We start from the raw sequence: 14,658 nt of genomic DNA, 5'->3' as shown, positions 1-14,658 counted from the left end.
GCCGACGCGGGGATCAGCCCTTGTTCTTGTTGTAGACGTCGAAGGCCACGGCGGCGAGCAGCACCAGGCCCTTGATCACCATCTGCAGGTCGATGCCGAGGCCGAGGATCGACATGCCGTTGTTCATCACGCCCATGATGAAGGCACCGATCACCACACCGGTGATCTTGCCCACGCCGCCCGAAGCCGAGGCGCCGCCGATGAAGCAGGCGGCGATGGCGTCGAGCTCGAACTGGTTGCCGGCCTGCGGCACCGCCGAGGTCAGGCGCGCCGTGGTGATCAGCCCGGCCAGCGCCGCCAGCACCCCCATGTTGACGAAGGTCAGGAACACCAGCCGTTCGGTGTTGATGCCGGACAGCTTGGCCGCCTTCTCGTTGCCGCCCACCGCGTAGATGCGGCGGCCGAGCGTGGTGCGGGTGGTGACGAAGGCGTAGAGCACCACCAGAACGCCCATCAGGATCAGGATGTTGGGCAGGCCGTTGTAGGTCGCCAGCAGGTAGCCGAGCCCGGCCAGGGCCACCAGCGTCGCCACGTTCTTGATGACGAAGAACAGCAGGGGCTCCTGCTCGACGCCGTGCTGGATCTCGTTGCGCCGGTTCTTGATGTTGAACCAGACCAGGATCAGCGGCACGGCCAGGCTGATCAAGAGCGTGGTGATCCAGACCTTGCCGTTGCCGGTGAACAGCTCCGGCACCGAGCCGAACGGCTCGGCGATGAAGCCCGAGGACATCTTCTGGAACTCGACCGGCACCGGCCCGGCGCGCTCGCCGTTCAGCACCATGATGCAGAGGCCGCGGAAGGCCAGCATCCCCGCTAGGGTGACGATGAAGGACGGGATCTTGCGGTAGGCGACGAAATAGCCTTGGGCGGCCCCGATCACCGCGCCCAGCACCAGGCAGGCGATGGCGGAGAGCCAGGGGTCGACGCCCTCCCACACCATGAGCGCGCCGCCGACCGCGCCGACGAAGCCCGCGATCGAACCGACCGACAGATCGATATGGCCGCTGACGATGACCAGCAGCATGCCGAAGGCCAGCACGATGACGTAGGCGTTCTGCTGGATCAGGTTGCTCAGGTTCAGGGGGGTGAACAGCCGACCGTCGGTCGCGAACTGGAAGAAGACCATGATCGCGACCAGCGACAGCAGCATCGCGTATTCGCGGATGTTGTTCTTCAGGAACTCGCCGATCCGGGTGTTCACCCGAGTCTGCAGGGCAGTGGTTTCGGTGGTCATCGCCTTGGTCCCTAGGCCCGTTCTCTCGAGCGCATGATCGCCCGCATGATGTTTTCCTGAGAGGCTTCCTTCGCCGGCATCTCGGCGACAAGGCGGCCCTCGTTCATGACGTAGATCCGGTCGCACATGCCCAGCAGTTCGGGCATCTCCGACGAGATCATGATCACGCCCTTCCCGGCCGCGACCAGCTGGTTGATGATGGTGTAGATCTCGTATTTGGCGCCGACATCGATGCCGCGGGTCGGCTCGTCGAGGATCAGCACCTCGGGCCCCGCGAACAGCCACTTGCTCAACACCACCTTCTGCTGGTTGCCGCCGGACAGGTTGACCGTCCGCTGCTGCACGCCGGAGGAGCGGATGTTGAGCTTGCGCCGGTAGTCGAAGGCGACGCCGAGCTCACGCATCTCGTCGATGATGCCGCGGCGGGCCACGCCGGGAAGGCGGGCCAGCGGGATGTTGTGCTGGATCGAATCGCCCAGCACCAGGCCCAGCTGCTTGCGGTCCTCGGTGACGTAGGCGAGGCCGGCGGCGATCGCCTTGGGCACGGTGCCGAGGTCGGCCGGCTGGCCGCGCATGGTGGCGGTGCCGGTGATCTTCTGGCCGTAGGACTTGCCGAAGACGCTCATGGCGAATTCGGTCCGCCCCGCCCCCATCAGCCCGGCGATGCCCACCACCTCGCCGGCCCGGACATGCAGGTCGATGCCCTTGATCATCTGCCGGTCGCCATGCAGCGGGTGGTAGACGCTCCAGCCCTTCACCGCGAGCAGGGTCTCGCCCGGCTCCGGCTCGCGCCCGGGATAGCGGTCGGTCAGGTCGCGGCCGACCATGCCCTTGATGATGCGGTCCTCGTTGACCACGCCGCCGCGCGCGTCCAGCGTCTCGATGGTCGAGCCGTCGCGCAGGATGGTGATCGAATCCGCGACCTTGGTGATCTCGTTCAGCTTGTGCGAGATCAGGATCGAGGAGATGCCCTGGCGCTTGAACTCCAGCAGCAGCTCCAGGAGCGCGTCGCTGTCGCTCTCGTTCAGGCTGGCGGTCGGCTCGTCGAGGATCAGGAGCTTCACCTCCTTCGACAGGGCCTTGGCGATCTCGACCAGCTGCTGCTTGCCGATGCCGATATTGGTGACCAGCGTCGCCGGGTTCTCCTTCAGCCCGACCTTGCCGAGCAGCGCCCGCGCCCGGACCAGCGTCTCGTTCCAGTCGATGACGCCCCGGGTCGCCACCTCGTTGCCGAGGAACAGGTTCTCGGCGATCGACAGGAGCGGCACCAGCGCCAGCTCCTGATGGATGATGATGATGCCGGCGTGCTCGCTGTCCGCGATCGAGCGGAACTGTCGTTCCCGCCCCTCGAAATGGATTCCGCCTTCATAGGTGCCGTGCGGATAGACGCCGGACAGGACCTTCATCAGCGTCGACTTGCCGGCGCCGTTCTCGCCGACCACGGCATGGATCTCGCCGCGCCTGACCGCGAGATTGACGTCACTGAGCGCTTTCACGCCCGGGAACGTCTTGGTGATGCCGCGCATCTCCAGGATCGTATCGACCGTAGGATTAATCGTATCCACCTCAAGGCTCCGCTCGCCACGGGCGCCGACCTGCCGCTTGGGCGCGGCAGATGCAACGGCAGGGCCCCGCGCCCGGAGGCGCGGGGCCCTGGGGGCATTGTCAGATTACTTCAGTTGGGCGGCGGTGTAGTAGCCGCTGTCGACCAGGGTCTTCTGGACGTTGGCCTTGGTCACCGGCACCGGAATCAGCAGGTAGGACGGCACCACCTTGACCCCGTTGTTGTAGGTCTTGGTGTCGTTGACCTTCGGCTCGGCGCCCGACATCACGGCGTCGATCATGTCCACCGTCACCTTGGCGAGGTCGCGCGTGTCCTTGAACACGGTCGAGTACTGGTCGCCGGCAAGGATCGACTTGACCGACGGGACCTCGGCGTCCTGGCCGGAGACGAAGGGCAGCGGCCGGTCGCCCGAGCCGTAGCCGACCGCCTTCAGCGAGGCGATGATGCCCATCGACAGGCCGTCATAGGGCGACAGCACCGCGTCCACCTTCTTGTCGCCGTAATAGGCCGACAGCAGGTTGTCCATGCGGGCCTGGGCAGTGTTCGGGTCCCAGCGCAAGATGCCGACCTTGTCCATGCCCATCTGGCCGCTGGGCACCACCACCTTCTTGCTGTCGATGTAGGGCTGCAGCACCGACATCGCGCCGTTGTAGAAGAAGAAGGCGTTGTTGTCGTCCGGCGAGCCGCCGAACAGCTCGACATTGAACGGGCCCTTGCCGTCCTTCAGGCCGAGCGCGTCGACCAGCGAACCCGCCTGCAGCACACCGACCTGGAAGTTGTCGAAGGTGGTGTAGTAGTCGACATTCGGCGTGTCGCGGATCAGGCGGTCATAGGCGATGACCTTGATCCCGGCATCATGCGCCTGCTGCAGCACCGAGGTCAGCGTGGTGCCGTCGATCGACGCGATCACCAGCACCTTGGCGCCCTTGGTGACCATGTTCTCGATCTGGGACAGCTGGGTCGGGATGTCGTCGCCCGCATATTGCAGGTCGGCGCTGTAGCCCTTGGCCTGCAGCGACTTGACCATGTTGTCGCCGTCGGCGATCCAGCGCGCCGAAACCTTGTTCGGCATGGAGACGCCGACGAGGCCCTTGTCGGCCGCCTGTGCCTGGGAGGCGAGGGCGAACAGCCCCACCGCCAGCGCCGCGATTGCGGATTTCATCGTGCTCAAATGTCTCTCCCTCGATTTTGTGTTGAGCCGCCGGAGGGACCGAAATGGTACGGTTCCGGTGGCCGGTTTCGACGTGGATGGTCCAGGGGCACCGCCCCCGGTCATCTAAGCCGAACCATTCGCTTTCATGCGCTTGGGTGGAGTGTGGCGCCCGCGGCCCCGGCAAGACAAGGCCGTCGCGACGCCCGGCAGCCGTCCTGGCGCGATGGCCGGGCCGGTCGCGGCCGAAGGGTCAAGGTCGGCGCCCCGTGATTGATCTGGAATGCATGTCGTCCTCCCTGGCTCGGGCGCGGTTCGGCCGCGCCATCAATCCTCATACAAATAGGCCGCCACTTTCCTTCGGCGCCGGGATGCTGTCAAGCGGCGCCCGCGTCACCCGGTGAAAGGAAGCGTCGCCACCGGGCGGATGCTGTCGGCCGTGCAGCGCAGCACCGTCACCGCCTCGATCCGCCCGGCGATGGAGAGCCCGTCCCTCCGGATGTCATTCGCCAGCGCGGCCGCGCCGGCCGCATCGGCAAACCGGGCCACCGTGATGTGTGGGCAATAGGGCAAGTCAGGGCGCAGGGCCGGGGCCAGCGCGCCGGTGTAGAGTCGGTCGTGCAGCGCCGTGAGCGCGACGCGGCCGTGGCCGGGCAGCAGGAAGACCAGGTGCTCGCCCATCGCGTCGTCCACGGCCGGTTCCGCCGCCGACAGGGTGAATTCGATCGGCGCATCGCCGCGCAGCCGATCGTGCAGATGAGCCAGAACCGCATCCTCGTTCAGCAGGCCGGTCGGGAACACGAAAGTGACATGGGCCGCGATCATCGCAGCCTTGGCCGGTCATGACGCCGGCGAATGCCCTCGACCCGGTCGCGATCCGCATCCGACCAGGCGGGATAGCCGACCACCGCGATCTTGACTGATGCCCCGCCCATCGCTTCACCCAAGCTGCTTCGAAACACTAGCCACACCTTCCCGCCGCCGCAAAACCCGGCTAAAGCTCCGCCCCATGTCCCTGCTGCGCGGCATGGCGACGGTCGGGGGATTGACGGCCGTCAGCCGGATTGCCGGATTCGCCCGCGATATCCTGACCGCGTCCCTCCTGGGCGCGGGGCCGATGGCCGACGCCTTCGTCATCGCGGTCAAGCTGCCGAACCTGGCCCGCCGGCTGTTCAGCGACGGCGCCTTCATGGTCACCTTCGTGCCGCAATACGCCGCCGAGCGCGGCGAGAACGGCCGCCGGGCGGCGCTGGATTTCGCCGGCGAGACGCTGGCGGTGATGCTGGCGGTGCTGATCCCGCTGACCGTCTTGGCCCTCTTGGCCATGCCCGGCATCCTGGCGGTGATCGCGCCCGGCTTCGTCGCCGACCCGGCGCGCCAGGTCCTGGCGCTGGACTATGCCCGCCTCGCCTTCCCCTACCTGCTGCTGATGTCGGTGTCGGCCCTGCTGGGCGGCGTGCTGAACGCGCAGGAGAGGCTGGCGCCCTTCGCCGCGGCGCCGATCCTGTTCAACCTGGTGCTGATCGCGGCGCTGCTGTTCGGCACCCATATCGCGGGGTCGCCCGGCCGGGCGCTGGTGGTCGGGGTCACCCTGTCGGGCATCGTCCAGGTGGCCTGGCTGGCCCTGGCCTGCCGCCGGCACGGCGTGTCGATCCGGCTGATGCCGCCACGCATCGGGCCGCGGCTGAAGCGCCTGCTGGTGCTGATGGGGCCGGGCGCGGTCGGGGCCGGCATCACCCAGATCCAGATGTTCCTGAACACGCTGATCGCCAGCTTCCTGCCGGCCGGCGCGGTCAGCGCCCTATACTACGCCGACCGCCTGACCCAGCTGCCGCTCGGCATCGTCGGCATCGCGCTCGGCACCGCCCTGCTGCCCACCCTCACCCGCCTCCTGGTCGAGGACCGGCCGCAGGATGTGACGGCGACGCAGAGCCGGGCGATCGAGTACGCGCTGCTGCTGGGCCTGCCCTCCGCCGCCGGGCTGATCGCCCTGGCCGGGCCGATCATCCACACCCTGTTCGAGCGCGGCGCCTTCGGCCCGGCGCAGACCGTGGCGGTGTCCGGCGCCCTGGCCGCCTACGCGCTGGGCATCCCGGCCTACATCCTGATCCGGGTGTTCTCGACCCTGTGCTTCGCCCGCGCCGACACGACGACGCCGATGCGCACCGGCGCGGCCGCCACCCTGCTGGCCGTCGCCGGCGCCGTGGTCCTGATGCGGCCGCTGGGCCATGTCGGCATCGCCCTGGCGACCGGCATCGCCGCCTGGGTCAATGCCGGGCTGCTGGCCTGGTCGCTGCACCGCCGCGACGCCCTGCCGCTCGATTCCGGACTGCGGCGGCGGGGCTGGAGGATCGTGCTGGCGGCGCTGGGCATGGCCGCCGGCCTGCTGCTGGGCCGGCAGGCGCTGGGCGCCGTCGGCGGCGGCGCGCTGGCCACGCTGATCGGCGGCGGCGTGGTCCTCTACACCGCCCTGTGCCTGCTGCTGGGGGCGGTCGACCGCGGCGAACTGGCCCGGTTCCGCCGCCGCGCGCATCTGGCGGGTTGACCCGACCGCTGCGGCCCGGCGATATACCCAGCCTTCCCCAACCCCTGTCGGCATCGGCGGACATGAAACGCATCTTCTCGGGCATCCAGCCCACCCACAACATGCACCTCGGCAACTACCTGGGCGCCGTGCGGAACTGGGTGGCGCTACAGGGGGACGAGTTCGAGACGATCTACTGCGTCGTCGACCTGCACGCCCTGACCCAGCCGCAGGATCCGGTCGAACTGCGGGCTCATATCCGCGAGCTGGCAGCGACGCTGCTGGCGGTCGGCATCGACCCGGCGCGCAGCATCCTGTTCGCGCAGAGCCAGGTGCCGGGGCACAGCGAGCTGGCCTGGCTGTTCTCCTGCGTCACCCCGCTGGGCTGGCTGCGCCGGATGACCCAGTTCAAGGACAAGGCCGGCAAGCAGCAGGACACGGCGATGCACGGCCTGCTGGCCTATCCCGTGCTGATGGCGGCCGACATCCTGCTGTACAAGGGCACCCATGTGCCGGTGGGCGAGGACCAGAAGCAGCATCTGGAACTGACCCGCGACATCGCCCAGTCGTTCAACCAGCGCTACGGCGTCGACTTCTTCCCGTTGCCGGAGCCGCAGATCCTGGGATCGGCGACGCGGGTGATGAGCCTGCGCGACGGGTCGAAGAAGATGAGCAAGTCGGACCCGTCCGACTACAGCCGCATCAACATGACCGACGACGCCGACACCATCGCCCTGAAGTTCCGCAAGGCCAAGACCGACCCGGAGCCGCTGCCGACCGAGGCGGAGGGCCTGGCGACGCGGCCCGAGGCCGAGAACCTGGTCAACATCTACGGCGCGCTGGCCGGCAAGGATGTGGCGGCGGTCCTGGCCGAATTCGGCGGCACGCCGTTCTCGACCTTCAAGGGTGCGCTGACCGACATCGCGGTCGCGGTGCTGGCCCCGATCGGCGGCGAGATGCGCCGGCTGATGGCCGACCCCGGCCATGTCGACGGCGTGCTGCGCCAGGGCGGCGAAAAGGCGACAGCGCTGGCGGCGCCGGTGCTGGCCGAGGTGCAGGACATCATGGGGCTGTTGCGGCCATGAGGGAGCGCCCGATCTCCACCTTGCCGAATCTCGGCCCCAAGACCGCCGACTGGCTGGCCGAGGTCGGCATCAGCACCGAGGCGGAGCTGCGCGCGCTGGGCCCGATCACGGCCTGGCAGCGGCTGAAGGCGTGGCAGCCGGAGAAGATCACGGTCAATGCGCTGTACGCCCTGCATGGCGCCCTGACCAACCAGCACTGGGCCTCGCTGACCCAGGAGCTGCGCGCCGAACTGCGCCGGGACGCCGGGGTGGAGTGAGGCAAACCGCGTAGGTTGGGTTCGCCTCGGCGAACCCAACATCGGTCGAACGGAAAAGTGTTGGGTTCGCGATGCGAACCCAACCTACGCCTCATCTTCCATTGTCATTGCCGGGCTTGACCCGGCAATCCAGGGGCCACCAAGGACCGCTCCGGCCGCCCCTGGATGCACCCCTCGGACTTGATCCGGGGCAAGCCGTGGCATGACAGGAACGGAGAGTGCAGGCGCTAGATCGACGGATCGACGCCTTCCGCCACCCGCTTGGCCGAGCCGGCGAAGCTGGTGATGGTGAAGGATTCCAAGAGGTCGATCGCCGCATCGATCGGCATCGTGCCGGTGTCGATGGCGAGGTCCGGCGTTTCCGGTGCCTCATACGGCGCGGACACGCCGGTGAAGCTCTGGATCTCGCCGCGGCGGGCCTTGGCGTAGAGCCCCTTGGGGTCGCGCTGCTCGCAGATCGCCAGGTCGGCCTTGACGAAGATCTCGCGGAAGCCGTCGCCGACCACGTCGCCCGCCAGCGCCCGGTGCCAGCGCTCCGGCGAGATCAGCGCCACGATGGCGATCAGCCCGGCCTCGGCGAACAGCCGGGCCACCTCGGCCGCGCGGCGCACATTCTCGGCCCGGTCCTCGGTGGAGAAGCCGAGGTCGCGGCCGAGGCCGGTGCGCAGCGAATCGCCGTCCAGCACCGTGGTCTGCCAGCCGCGGGCGAACAGCCGCAGCTCCAGCGCCGTCGCCAGCGTCGACTTGCCGGAGCCGGAGAGGCCGGTCAGCCAGACCACGCCGCCGGAATGGCCGTTGGCCAGGCGCCGGGCCTGGGCATCGACCCGCCGTTCGGTCGGGAACAGCAGGCGGCTGTCGACCGTGGCGTCGAGGATGGTGACGCCGCCGACCACGTCATAGCCGTCGATCAGCACGCCGCGGCCGGTGCCCGGCAGGTCGGCATGGCGGTCGAAGGCCATCGCGGTGCGGCCGACCACCTCGATCTCCGCCGTCTCGTTGCGCCGCACCAGCTCCGCCGTCCGGGTCTCCAGCGTGTGGACCTCGACCACATGGTCGATCCGCTCCACCGTCACCGTGTGCTCGGCGGTGGCCAGGCGCAGCGTCAGCCGGGCGCCGGGGCGCAGCGGTTCGCGCGCCAGCCAGAACAGCCGCAGCTTGATCCGGGTCGCGGTCGGCGGCGCCGCCTCGGCCAGGGTCGCGATCTGGCCGCGTTCGACGAAGATCGGCGGGTCCAGCGTCAGCCCGACCGCCTCCCCGGCCTTGGCGATGGTCTGGTCCGCTGCAGCCGGCCAGTTCTCGATCGTGGCGATGCGCGCCACCTTGCCCGAAGGGGCGAAGCGCAGGGTCTGGCCGACCTTGAGCGTGCCGCTCTCGATCCGGCCGGCGACGATGCGGCGGTCGTCGAATTTGTAGACGTCCTGCACCGGCAGGCGCAGCGGCCGGTCGGTCGGCGCTGGGGCGGCTTCCAGCCCGTCCAGCGCCTCGACCAGCGACGGCCCCTCGTACCAGGGCATCAGCGCCGACCGGGTGACGATGTTCTCGCCATGGCGGGCGGCGAGCGGCACCACCACCCAGGGGGTGATACCGACGCTGTTGAGATAGGCCGAGATCTCGTCGGTCACCGCCTGGTAGCGGGCCTGGTCGTATTCGACCAGGTCCATCTTGTTGATCGCCACCACCACCTGGGTGATGCCGAGCAGGCCGAGGATCAGGGCGTGGCGGCGCGACTGCTCCAGCGTGCCCTCGCGGGCATCGACCAACAGCAGGGCGGCATCGGCCCCGGCGGCGCCGGAGACCATGTTCTTGAGGAATTCGGCATGGCCCGGCGCATCGATCAGCACATAGCGCCGGCGCGGAGTGCGGAACTGCACCTCGGCCGTGTCGATGGTGATGCCCTGGTCGCGCTCCGACTGCAGCGCGTCGATCAGGAACGACCACTCGAACGGCATGCCGCGCTTCTTGCTCATCGCCTCGACGGCGGTGACGCGCTCGGGGCCGAGGGTGCCGGTGTCGTGCAGCAGCCGGCCGATCAGGGTCGACTTGCCGTGGTCGACATGGCCGGCGATGACGACGCGCAGGGTGCGGGCGGCGGCGAGCGCCGGATGCAGGGCGACGATGCCTTCCATGTCACATGTACCCCGCGCTGCGGAGGCGTTCGAAGCCGTCCTCGGTTTCGTTGTCGATGATCCGGCCGGAGCGTTCGGAGACCTTGGTGGTCTCCAGCTCGGCGATGATCGCGTCGATGGTGTCCGCGTCGCTTTCGACCGGCAGGGTGATGTTCTTCTCGCCCAGCGAGCGGTAGCGCAGCCCGTCCTTGGCCAGGTACAGCGGCACGATCGGGATGCCTTCGCGCTGGGTGTAGCGCCAGACGTCGATCTCGGTCCATTTCAGGATCGGGTGGATGCGGACATGGGTGCCGGGTTCGAACCGGGTCTTGTACTGGCCCCAGAATTCCGCCGGCTGGTCGGTCACGTCCCAGCCGCCCTCGAAGCTGCGCGGGCTGAACACCCGTTCCTTCGCCCGCGTCCCCTGCTCGTCCCGGCGGATGCCGACGATGATGCCCTCGAAGCCCTCGCGGTGGATCACCGACTTCAGCCCCTCGGTCTTGCGCGCCGCCGCCCGGGCGCCGGCCGCCAGCGTCGGGTCCATCGCCGCTTCCGGCGGGCAGTCCTCGATGATCAGCGGCAGATTCCACTCGCGCACCAGCCGGTCGCGGAACTCATAGACCTCCGGCAGCTCCATATGGGTCTCGAGCTGGACCAGCGGGAACGGGATATGGCCGAAGAACGCCTTGCGCAGCAGCCACAGGATGAGGGTCGAATCCTTGCCGATGGACCACAGCAGGCCGAGACGATCGATACGGGCGAAGGCTTCGCGGAGAATCGTGATGCTCTCCGCTTCCAGTTCGTCGAGATGATTCATTTTTACGGGGTATCGCTCAAAGAGAGACAGGATCGGCGGGGCGATGGATGCCGCATTCGGTCTTGGCCTGGCCAGACCAGCGGCCGGAGCGCGGGTCGGCGCCAGGCGCCACCCGCTCGGTACAGGGCATGCAGCCGATCGAGGGGAAGCCGTCGGCCTCCAGGGGATGGTGCGGCAGGCCGCGGGCGTCGAATTCCGCCGCCACCCGGTCGGGCGCCCAGCTGGCCAGCGGGTTGATCTTGAACCGGCCCTCGTCCGGCGCCCATTCGACCGCCGGCAGCACCGCGCGGGTGGCGGCCTGGAAGCGCTTGCGCCCGGTGATCCAGCCGCCGAAGCCGGTCAGCGCCCGCGCCAGGGGTTCGACCTTGCGCAGGCCGCAGCAGGCATCCGGGTCGCGCTGGAACAGCAGCAGGTCGGGGTCGCGGCGGGCGATCTCCGCCGAGTCGGGTTTGACCGAGCGCACATCGGTCAACCCGAGATGCGCCACCAGCTTGTCGCGGTAGCGCAGGGTCTCGCCAAAGTGTCGCAGGGTGTCGAGGAAGATCACCGGCGTGGCCGGCGCCACCTCGGCCAGCAGGGCCAGCAGCACCGCCGCTTCCGTGCCGAAGGACGAGACCAGGGCGATACGACCAAGCCGTGGTTCTGCCAGCGCTTTTTCGATCAGGACGCGCCCGTCCAGCCCATCGAACTGGGCGGCGATCAGCTCCGGATCGAGCGGCGAGGATGCGGCGGCGGCAGGCATCGGGTACTCATACTCAGCAAATTGCCCGTACTTTCCTGTAAAATAGAGCCTATTTGCTGATTGACTGTGTGTGAATCTCGAAGCTAATGTCAACACTCAATTTGTGGATAAGAACGCCGCCTCATGTCCGCCGATCTTCCCGCCGCCCCCGCGGCCCCGCCGAAGCTTTCCGCTGTAGAAGGCGTGAAGGAACAGAGCCGATTCCTGCGCGGCGACATCGCCGCCGACCTGACCGCACCCGGCACATCGGTCACGGAAGCGAGCTATAACCTGCTGAAATTCCACGGCAGTTACGAGCAGTACGATCGTGACACCGCGACCGCTCTGAAGAAGCAGGGGCTGGAGAAGGAATACCAGTTCATGATCCGCGCCCGCATTCCGGGCGGGCGGATCACAGCGGACCAGTACCTCGCCCTCGACGCCATCGCCGACAGATATGCCAACGGAACGGTGCGGATTACCACGCGCCAGGGCATCCAATTCCACGGCGTGCTGAAGGGAAATCTGAAGCCCACCATCGCCGACATCAACCATTCGCTGCTGACCACCATGTCGGCCTGCGGCGACGTGGTGCGCAACGTCATGACCACCCCGGCGCCGATCCGCGATGCGGTGCATGGCCGGCTGGAGGCCGACGCGCGGTTCCTGTCGCAGCGCCTGCTGCCGAAAAGCCGCGCCTATTACGAGATCTTCCTGGACGAAGAGAACCTGACGCCGGATGTGCCGGTGGCGGAGCCGCTGTACGGCACCACCTACCTGCCCCGGAAGTTCAAGATCGGCCTGGCCGCGCCCGAGGACAACACGGTCGACATCCTGACCCACGACCTCGGCGTCCTCGCCGTGTTCGAGGGCGACCAGTTGCAGGGCTACAACCTCAATCTCGGCGGCGGCCATGGCCTGACCCACACCAAGCCCGGCACCTACGCCCGCATGGGCTCGCCGATCGCCTCGGTCGGCCCCGGCGAGCTGCTGCAGGGCGCCGAGGCGGTGATCCGGCTGTACCGCGACCACGGCAACCGCGCCGACCGCAAGCGCGCCCGGCTGAAATACGTGCTGGACGACATGGGGCTGGACTGGACCCGGGCGGAACTGGAGCGCCAGTTCCGCCGGGTGCTGGCCGACCCGCTGCCGCACGCCCCATTCCAGGTGCCCGACCATCTCGGCTGGCACGAGCAGGGCGACGGCCGCTTCTGGCTGGGCCTGCCGATCGCCAGCGGCCGCATCCAGGACGGACCGCAGATCCGCCTGCGCACCGCGCTGCGCACCCTGTTCGAGAATTGGGCCAAGCCGGCGGTGCTGACGCCGCAGCAGGACATCCTGATCGCCGACATCGCCGCCAATGAGCGCGACGAGATCGAGGCGCATCTGCGCAGCCACGGCGTGGTCTTCGCCGAGGAGCTGACGGCGGTGCGGCGCTGGGCCCTGGCCTGCCCGGCCCTGCCGACCTGCGGCCTGGCCCTGTCCGAGGCCGAGCGCATCCGCGAGCCGCTGATCGATTCGGTCGAGGTGGCGCTGCGCAAGCATGGGCTGATCGACGAGCGGATCAGCATCCGCATCACCGGCTGCCCGAATGGCTGCGCCCGCCCCTATGCCGGCGACATCGGCCTGGTCGGCCGCACGCCGGGCACCTTCGCCCTGTTCGTGGGCGGCGATTTCGAAGGCACCCGGCTGAACGCCAAGCTGACCGAGAAGGTGCCGGAGGCGTCGATCGCCGACACGCTGGACCCGCTGTTCGGCGCCTTCGCCAAGGAGCGGCTGCCGGGCGAAGGCTTCGGCGACTACTGCCACCGCCAGGGGCTGGAGCGGCTGGCCACCCTGCTGCCGGGCGGAAAGGCGCTCTGATGCTGCCGATCACCCTGTGCCCCGAGGCGGTGCCGGTCGCCCTGGTCGGCATCGGCGACAAGACGGTGCATCGCTTGGCCCAGCTCGACGAGGGCGGCTTCACGGTGACGGTGTTCTCGGACGCCCCGTCGCCGGACCTGGTCCTGGCCGCCGGCAAGCGCCTGCACCGCCGGCTGCCGACCGCCGCCGATCTCGGCGTCCAGCGCCTGCTGCTGGTGGCCGATCTCGACGAGGCCCGCGCCGCCGACCTCGCCTTCCTCGCCCGCCAGCTCGGCCTCTTGGTCAATGTCGAGGACCGCACGGCGCTGTGCGACTTCCATCTGCCGGCGATCGTGCGCCGCGGCGACCTGGTGGTGGCGATCTCGACCGGCGGCCACAGCCCGCGGCTGGCCGGCCGGCTGCGCCGCGCCGCCGAGCGGCTGATCCATCGCGACTGGGGCGCCCGCCTCGCCCGGCTGGGCCTGCTGCGCACCGAACTGCGGGCGCAGGGACGCGGCCCGGCCGAGATCGCCCGCGCGGTGGATGTGGTGATCGACCGCGAAGGCTGGCTGGGCCGCCCCGGGACCTGACCCGCTTCTCCACCCGCGATTCGACCTCTATCGTCCGGCCGGTTTCCACCGCCGGACCGATGATGACCAGCCCCACGATCGACCTTGCGGACGCCGAAGCCCGCCTCGAGGCGGTGGCCACCGCGGCCGTGCCCGCCGGCGACGGGTCGCACGACCTCACACATCTGCGCCGCGTCCGGGCCAATGCCCGCGCCATCGCGGCGGACGAGGCCGAAGCCGGCGATCCCCTGGTGCTGGCCGCCGCCTGCTGGCTGCACGACCTGGTCGCGATCGAGAAGAACGACCCGCGCCGGGCGGAGGCGTCACGCCTGTCGGCCGTGGCCGCCGCCGACCTGCTGCGCAGCTGAGGCTGGGACGAGGGCCTGATCGCCGGCGTGAGCCATGCGATCGAAGCCCACAGCTTTTCCGCCTGCATCGCGCCACGGACGGCGGAGGCGCGGATCCTGCGCGACGCCGACCGGCTGGATGCGATCGGCGCCGTCGGCATCGCCCGCGCCTTCGCGGTGTCGGGGCGGCTGGGCCACGCCCTGTACGATGCCGAGGATCCGGCTGCGGCACACCGGCCGCTGGACGACCGCCGCTTCGCCATCGACCATTTCCGCACCAAGCTGCTGGGCCTCGCCGACGGCATGCTGACCGCGGCCGGCCGCCGGATCGCGGCGGAGCGCACCGCGGTGCTGCGCGAGTTCCTGGACCGCTTCCTGGCCGAGATCGACGGCCGCGCCTGAACCAGGAAGGGCCCATCCGGTGGGACGGGCCCTTGTGCCGG

At 69.1% G+C, this 14,658-nt stretch carries 14 protein-coding genes; 7 read left to right on the top strand and 7 right to left on the bottom strand.

Going from position 1 to position 14,658, the window contains the following annotated elements:
• Positions 1 to 13 precede the first annotated feature (13 nt).
• The 4 genes from mmsB to AB4112_RS00255 form a co-directional block, all read right to left on the bottom strand.
• Positions 14 to 1,234: a multiple monosaccharide ABC transporter permease gene (mmsB, locus tag AB4112_RS00270; protein WP_309797654.1), complete on the bottom strand. Its 1,221-nt coding sequence runs from the start codon at positions 1,232 to 1,234 to the stop codon at positions 14 to 16.
• 11 nt (positions 1,235 to 1,245) lie between these two features.
• Positions 1,246 to 2,799, bottom strand: a complete 1,554-nt coding sequence (gene mmsA / locus AB4112_RS00265; protein WP_441716509.1) for a multiple monosaccharide ABC transporter ATP-binding protein — start codon at positions 2,797 to 2,799, stop codon at positions 1,246 to 1,248.
• A gap of 105 nt (positions 2,800 to 2,904) precedes the next feature.
• The gene (chvE, locus tag AB4112_RS00260) at positions 2,905 to 3,960 is read right to left on the bottom strand and encodes a multiple monosaccharide ABC transporter substrate-binding protein (protein ID WP_309797656.1); all 1,056 of its coding nucleotides are present in this window, start codon (positions 3,958 to 3,960) and stop codon (positions 2,905 to 2,907) included.
• A gap of 381 nt (positions 3,961 to 4,341) precedes the next feature.
• Entirely contained in the window at positions 4,342 to 4,773 is a 432-nt protein-coding gene (locus AB4112_RS00255) for a 2'-5' RNA ligase family protein (protein ID WP_441716507.1), read from the bottom strand.
• Positions 4,774 to 4,957: 184 nt separating this feature from the next.
• Between AB4112_RS00255 and murJ the strand changes: the two genes are divergently transcribed.
• The 3 genes from murJ (at position 4,958) to AB4112_RS00240 (ending at position 7,814) form a co-directional block, all read left to right on the top strand.
• A complete protein-coding gene (murJ, locus tag AB4112_RS00250) occupies positions 4,958 to 6,493 on the top strand; it encodes a murein biosynthesis integral membrane protein MurJ (protein ID WP_441716505.1) in 1,536 nt (511 codons plus the stop codon).
• A 62-nt stretch (positions 6,494 to 6,555) separates the two neighbouring features.
• Complete coding sequence (gene trpS / locus AB4112_RS00245; RefSeq protein WP_441716503.1) at positions 6,556 to 7,557, top strand: tryptophan--tRNA ligase; 1,002 nt, start codon at positions 6,556 to 6,558, stop codon at positions 7,555 to 7,557.
• On the top strand, positions 7,554 to 7,814 hold the full coding sequence (locus tag AB4112_RS00240) for a TfoX/Sxy family protein (protein WP_309797662.1): 261 nt from the start codon (positions 7,554 to 7,556) through the stop codon (positions 7,812 to 7,814). The genes trpS and AB4112_RS00240 overlap by 4 nt, the downstream gene beginning before the upstream one ends.
• 227 nt (positions 7,815 to 8,041) lie before the next feature.
• On the opposite strand, the gene cysC is transcribed toward AB4112_RS00240, so the two are convergent.
• The 3 genes from cysC to AB4112_RS00225 are packed head-to-tail and all read right to left on the bottom strand — an operon-like array spanning position 8,042 to position 11,478.
• A complete protein-coding gene (gene cysC, locus AB4112_RS00235) occupies positions 8,042 to 9,940 on the bottom strand; it encodes an adenylyl-sulfate kinase (protein WP_441716501.1) in 1,899 nt (632 codons plus the stop codon).
• Position 9,941: 1 nt separating this feature from the next.
• A complete protein-coding gene (gene cysD, locus AB4112_RS00230; RefSeq protein WP_309797667.1) occupies positions 9,942 to 10,736 on the bottom strand; it encodes a sulfate adenylyltransferase subunit CysD in 795 nt (264 codons plus the stop codon).
• A gap of 16 nt (positions 10,737 to 10,752) precedes the next feature.
• On the bottom strand, positions 10,753 to 11,478 hold the full coding sequence (locus AB4112_RS00225) for a phosphoadenylyl-sulfate reductase (RefSeq protein WP_309797669.1): 726 nt from the start codon (positions 11,476 to 11,478) through the stop codon (positions 10,753 to 10,755).
• Between the two features lie 123 nt (positions 11,479 to 11,601).
• On the opposite strand from AB4112_RS00225, the gene AB4112_RS00220 reads away from it, so the two are divergent.
• From AB4112_RS00220 to AB4112_RS00205, 4 genes are all read left to right on the top strand, one after another.
• Positions 11,602 to 13,320 carry an NADPH-dependent assimilatory sulfite reductase hemoprotein subunit gene (locus AB4112_RS00220; RefSeq protein WP_441716498.1) on the top strand — a complete coding sequence of 573 codons (1,719 nt, stop codon included), beginning with the start codon at positions 11,602 to 11,604 and terminating at the stop codon, positions 13,318 to 13,320.
• Entirely contained in the window at positions 13,320 to 13,889 is a 570-nt protein-coding gene (locus tag AB4112_RS00215; protein ID WP_441716496.1) for a precorrin-2 dehydrogenase/sirohydrochlorin ferrochelatase family protein, read from the top strand. The genes AB4112_RS00220 and AB4112_RS00215 overlap by 1 nt, the downstream gene beginning before the upstream one ends.
• A gap of 62 nt (positions 13,890 to 13,951) precedes the next feature.
• Entirely contained in the window at positions 13,952 to 14,236 is a 285-nt protein-coding gene (locus AB4112_RS00210) for a hypothetical protein (protein WP_441716494.1), read from the top strand.
• Positions 14,237 to 14,263: 27 nt separating this feature from the next.
• The gene (locus tag AB4112_RS00205; RefSeq protein WP_441716492.1) at positions 14,264 to 14,617 is read left to right on the top strand and encodes a hypothetical protein; all 354 of its coding nucleotides are present in this window, start codon (positions 14,264 to 14,266) and stop codon (positions 14,615 to 14,617) included.
• Positions 14,618 to 14,658: the final 41 nt, after the last annotated feature.

Source organism: Inquilinus sp. 2KB_23 (genome assembly GCF_052115705.1).
GTDB classification, from domain to species: Bacteria; Pseudomonadota; Alphaproteobacteria; order DSM-16000; family Inquilinaceae; genus Inquilinus; species Inquilinus ginsengisoli_A.
The sequence above is the reverse complement of the archived record's forward strand: the minus strand, read 5'-3'. Positions and strand labels throughout refer to the sequence as shown.

Excerpts from the sequence above, each read along its gene's own strand:
- mmsB (WP_309797654.1), bottom strand. The coding sequence starts at position 1,234 with ATGACCACCGAAACCACTGCCCTGCAGACTCGGGTGAACACCCGGATC.
- chvE (WP_309797656.1), bottom strand. The coding sequence starts at position 3,960 with ATGAAATCCGCAATCGCGGCGCTGGCGGTGGGGCTGTTCGCCCTCGCC.
- AB4112_RS00255 (WP_441716507.1), bottom strand. The coding sequence starts at position 4,773 with ATGATCGCGGCCCATGTCACTTTCGTGTTCCCGACCGGCCTGCTGAAC.
- murJ (WP_441716505.1), top strand. The coding sequence starts at position 4,958 with ATGTCCCTGCTGCGCGGCATGGCGACGGTCGGGGGATTGACGGCCGTC.
- trpS (WP_441716503.1), top strand. The coding sequence starts at position 6,556 with ATGAAACGCATCTTCTCGGGCATCCAGCCCACCCACAACATGCACCTC.
- AB4112_RS00240 (WP_309797662.1), top strand. The coding sequence starts at position 7,554 with ATGAGGGAGCGCCCGATCTCCACCTTGCCGAATCTCGGCCCCAAGACC.
- cysC (WP_441716501.1), bottom strand. The coding sequence starts at position 9,940 with ATGGAAGGCATCGTCGCCCTGCATCCGGCGCTCGCCGCCGCCCGCACC.
- cysD (WP_309797667.1), bottom strand. The coding sequence starts at position 10,736 with ATGAATCATCTCGACGAACTGGAAGCGGAGAGCATCACGATTCTCCGC.
- AB4112_RS00225 (WP_309797669.1), bottom strand. The coding sequence starts at position 11,478 with ATGCCTGCCGCCGCCGCATCCTCGCCGCTCGATCCGGAGCTGATCGCC.
- AB4112_RS00220 (WP_441716498.1), top strand. The coding sequence starts at position 11,602 with ATGTCCGCCGATCTTCCCGCCGCCCCCGCGGCCCCGCCGAAGCTTTCC.
- AB4112_RS00215 (WP_441716496.1), top strand. The coding sequence starts at position 13,320 with ATGCTGCCGATCACCCTGTGCCCCGAGGCGGTGCCGGTCGCCCTGGTC.
- AB4112_RS00210 (WP_441716494.1), top strand. The coding sequence starts at position 13,952 with ATGACCAGCCCCACGATCGACCTTGCGGACGCCGAAGCCCGCCTCGAG.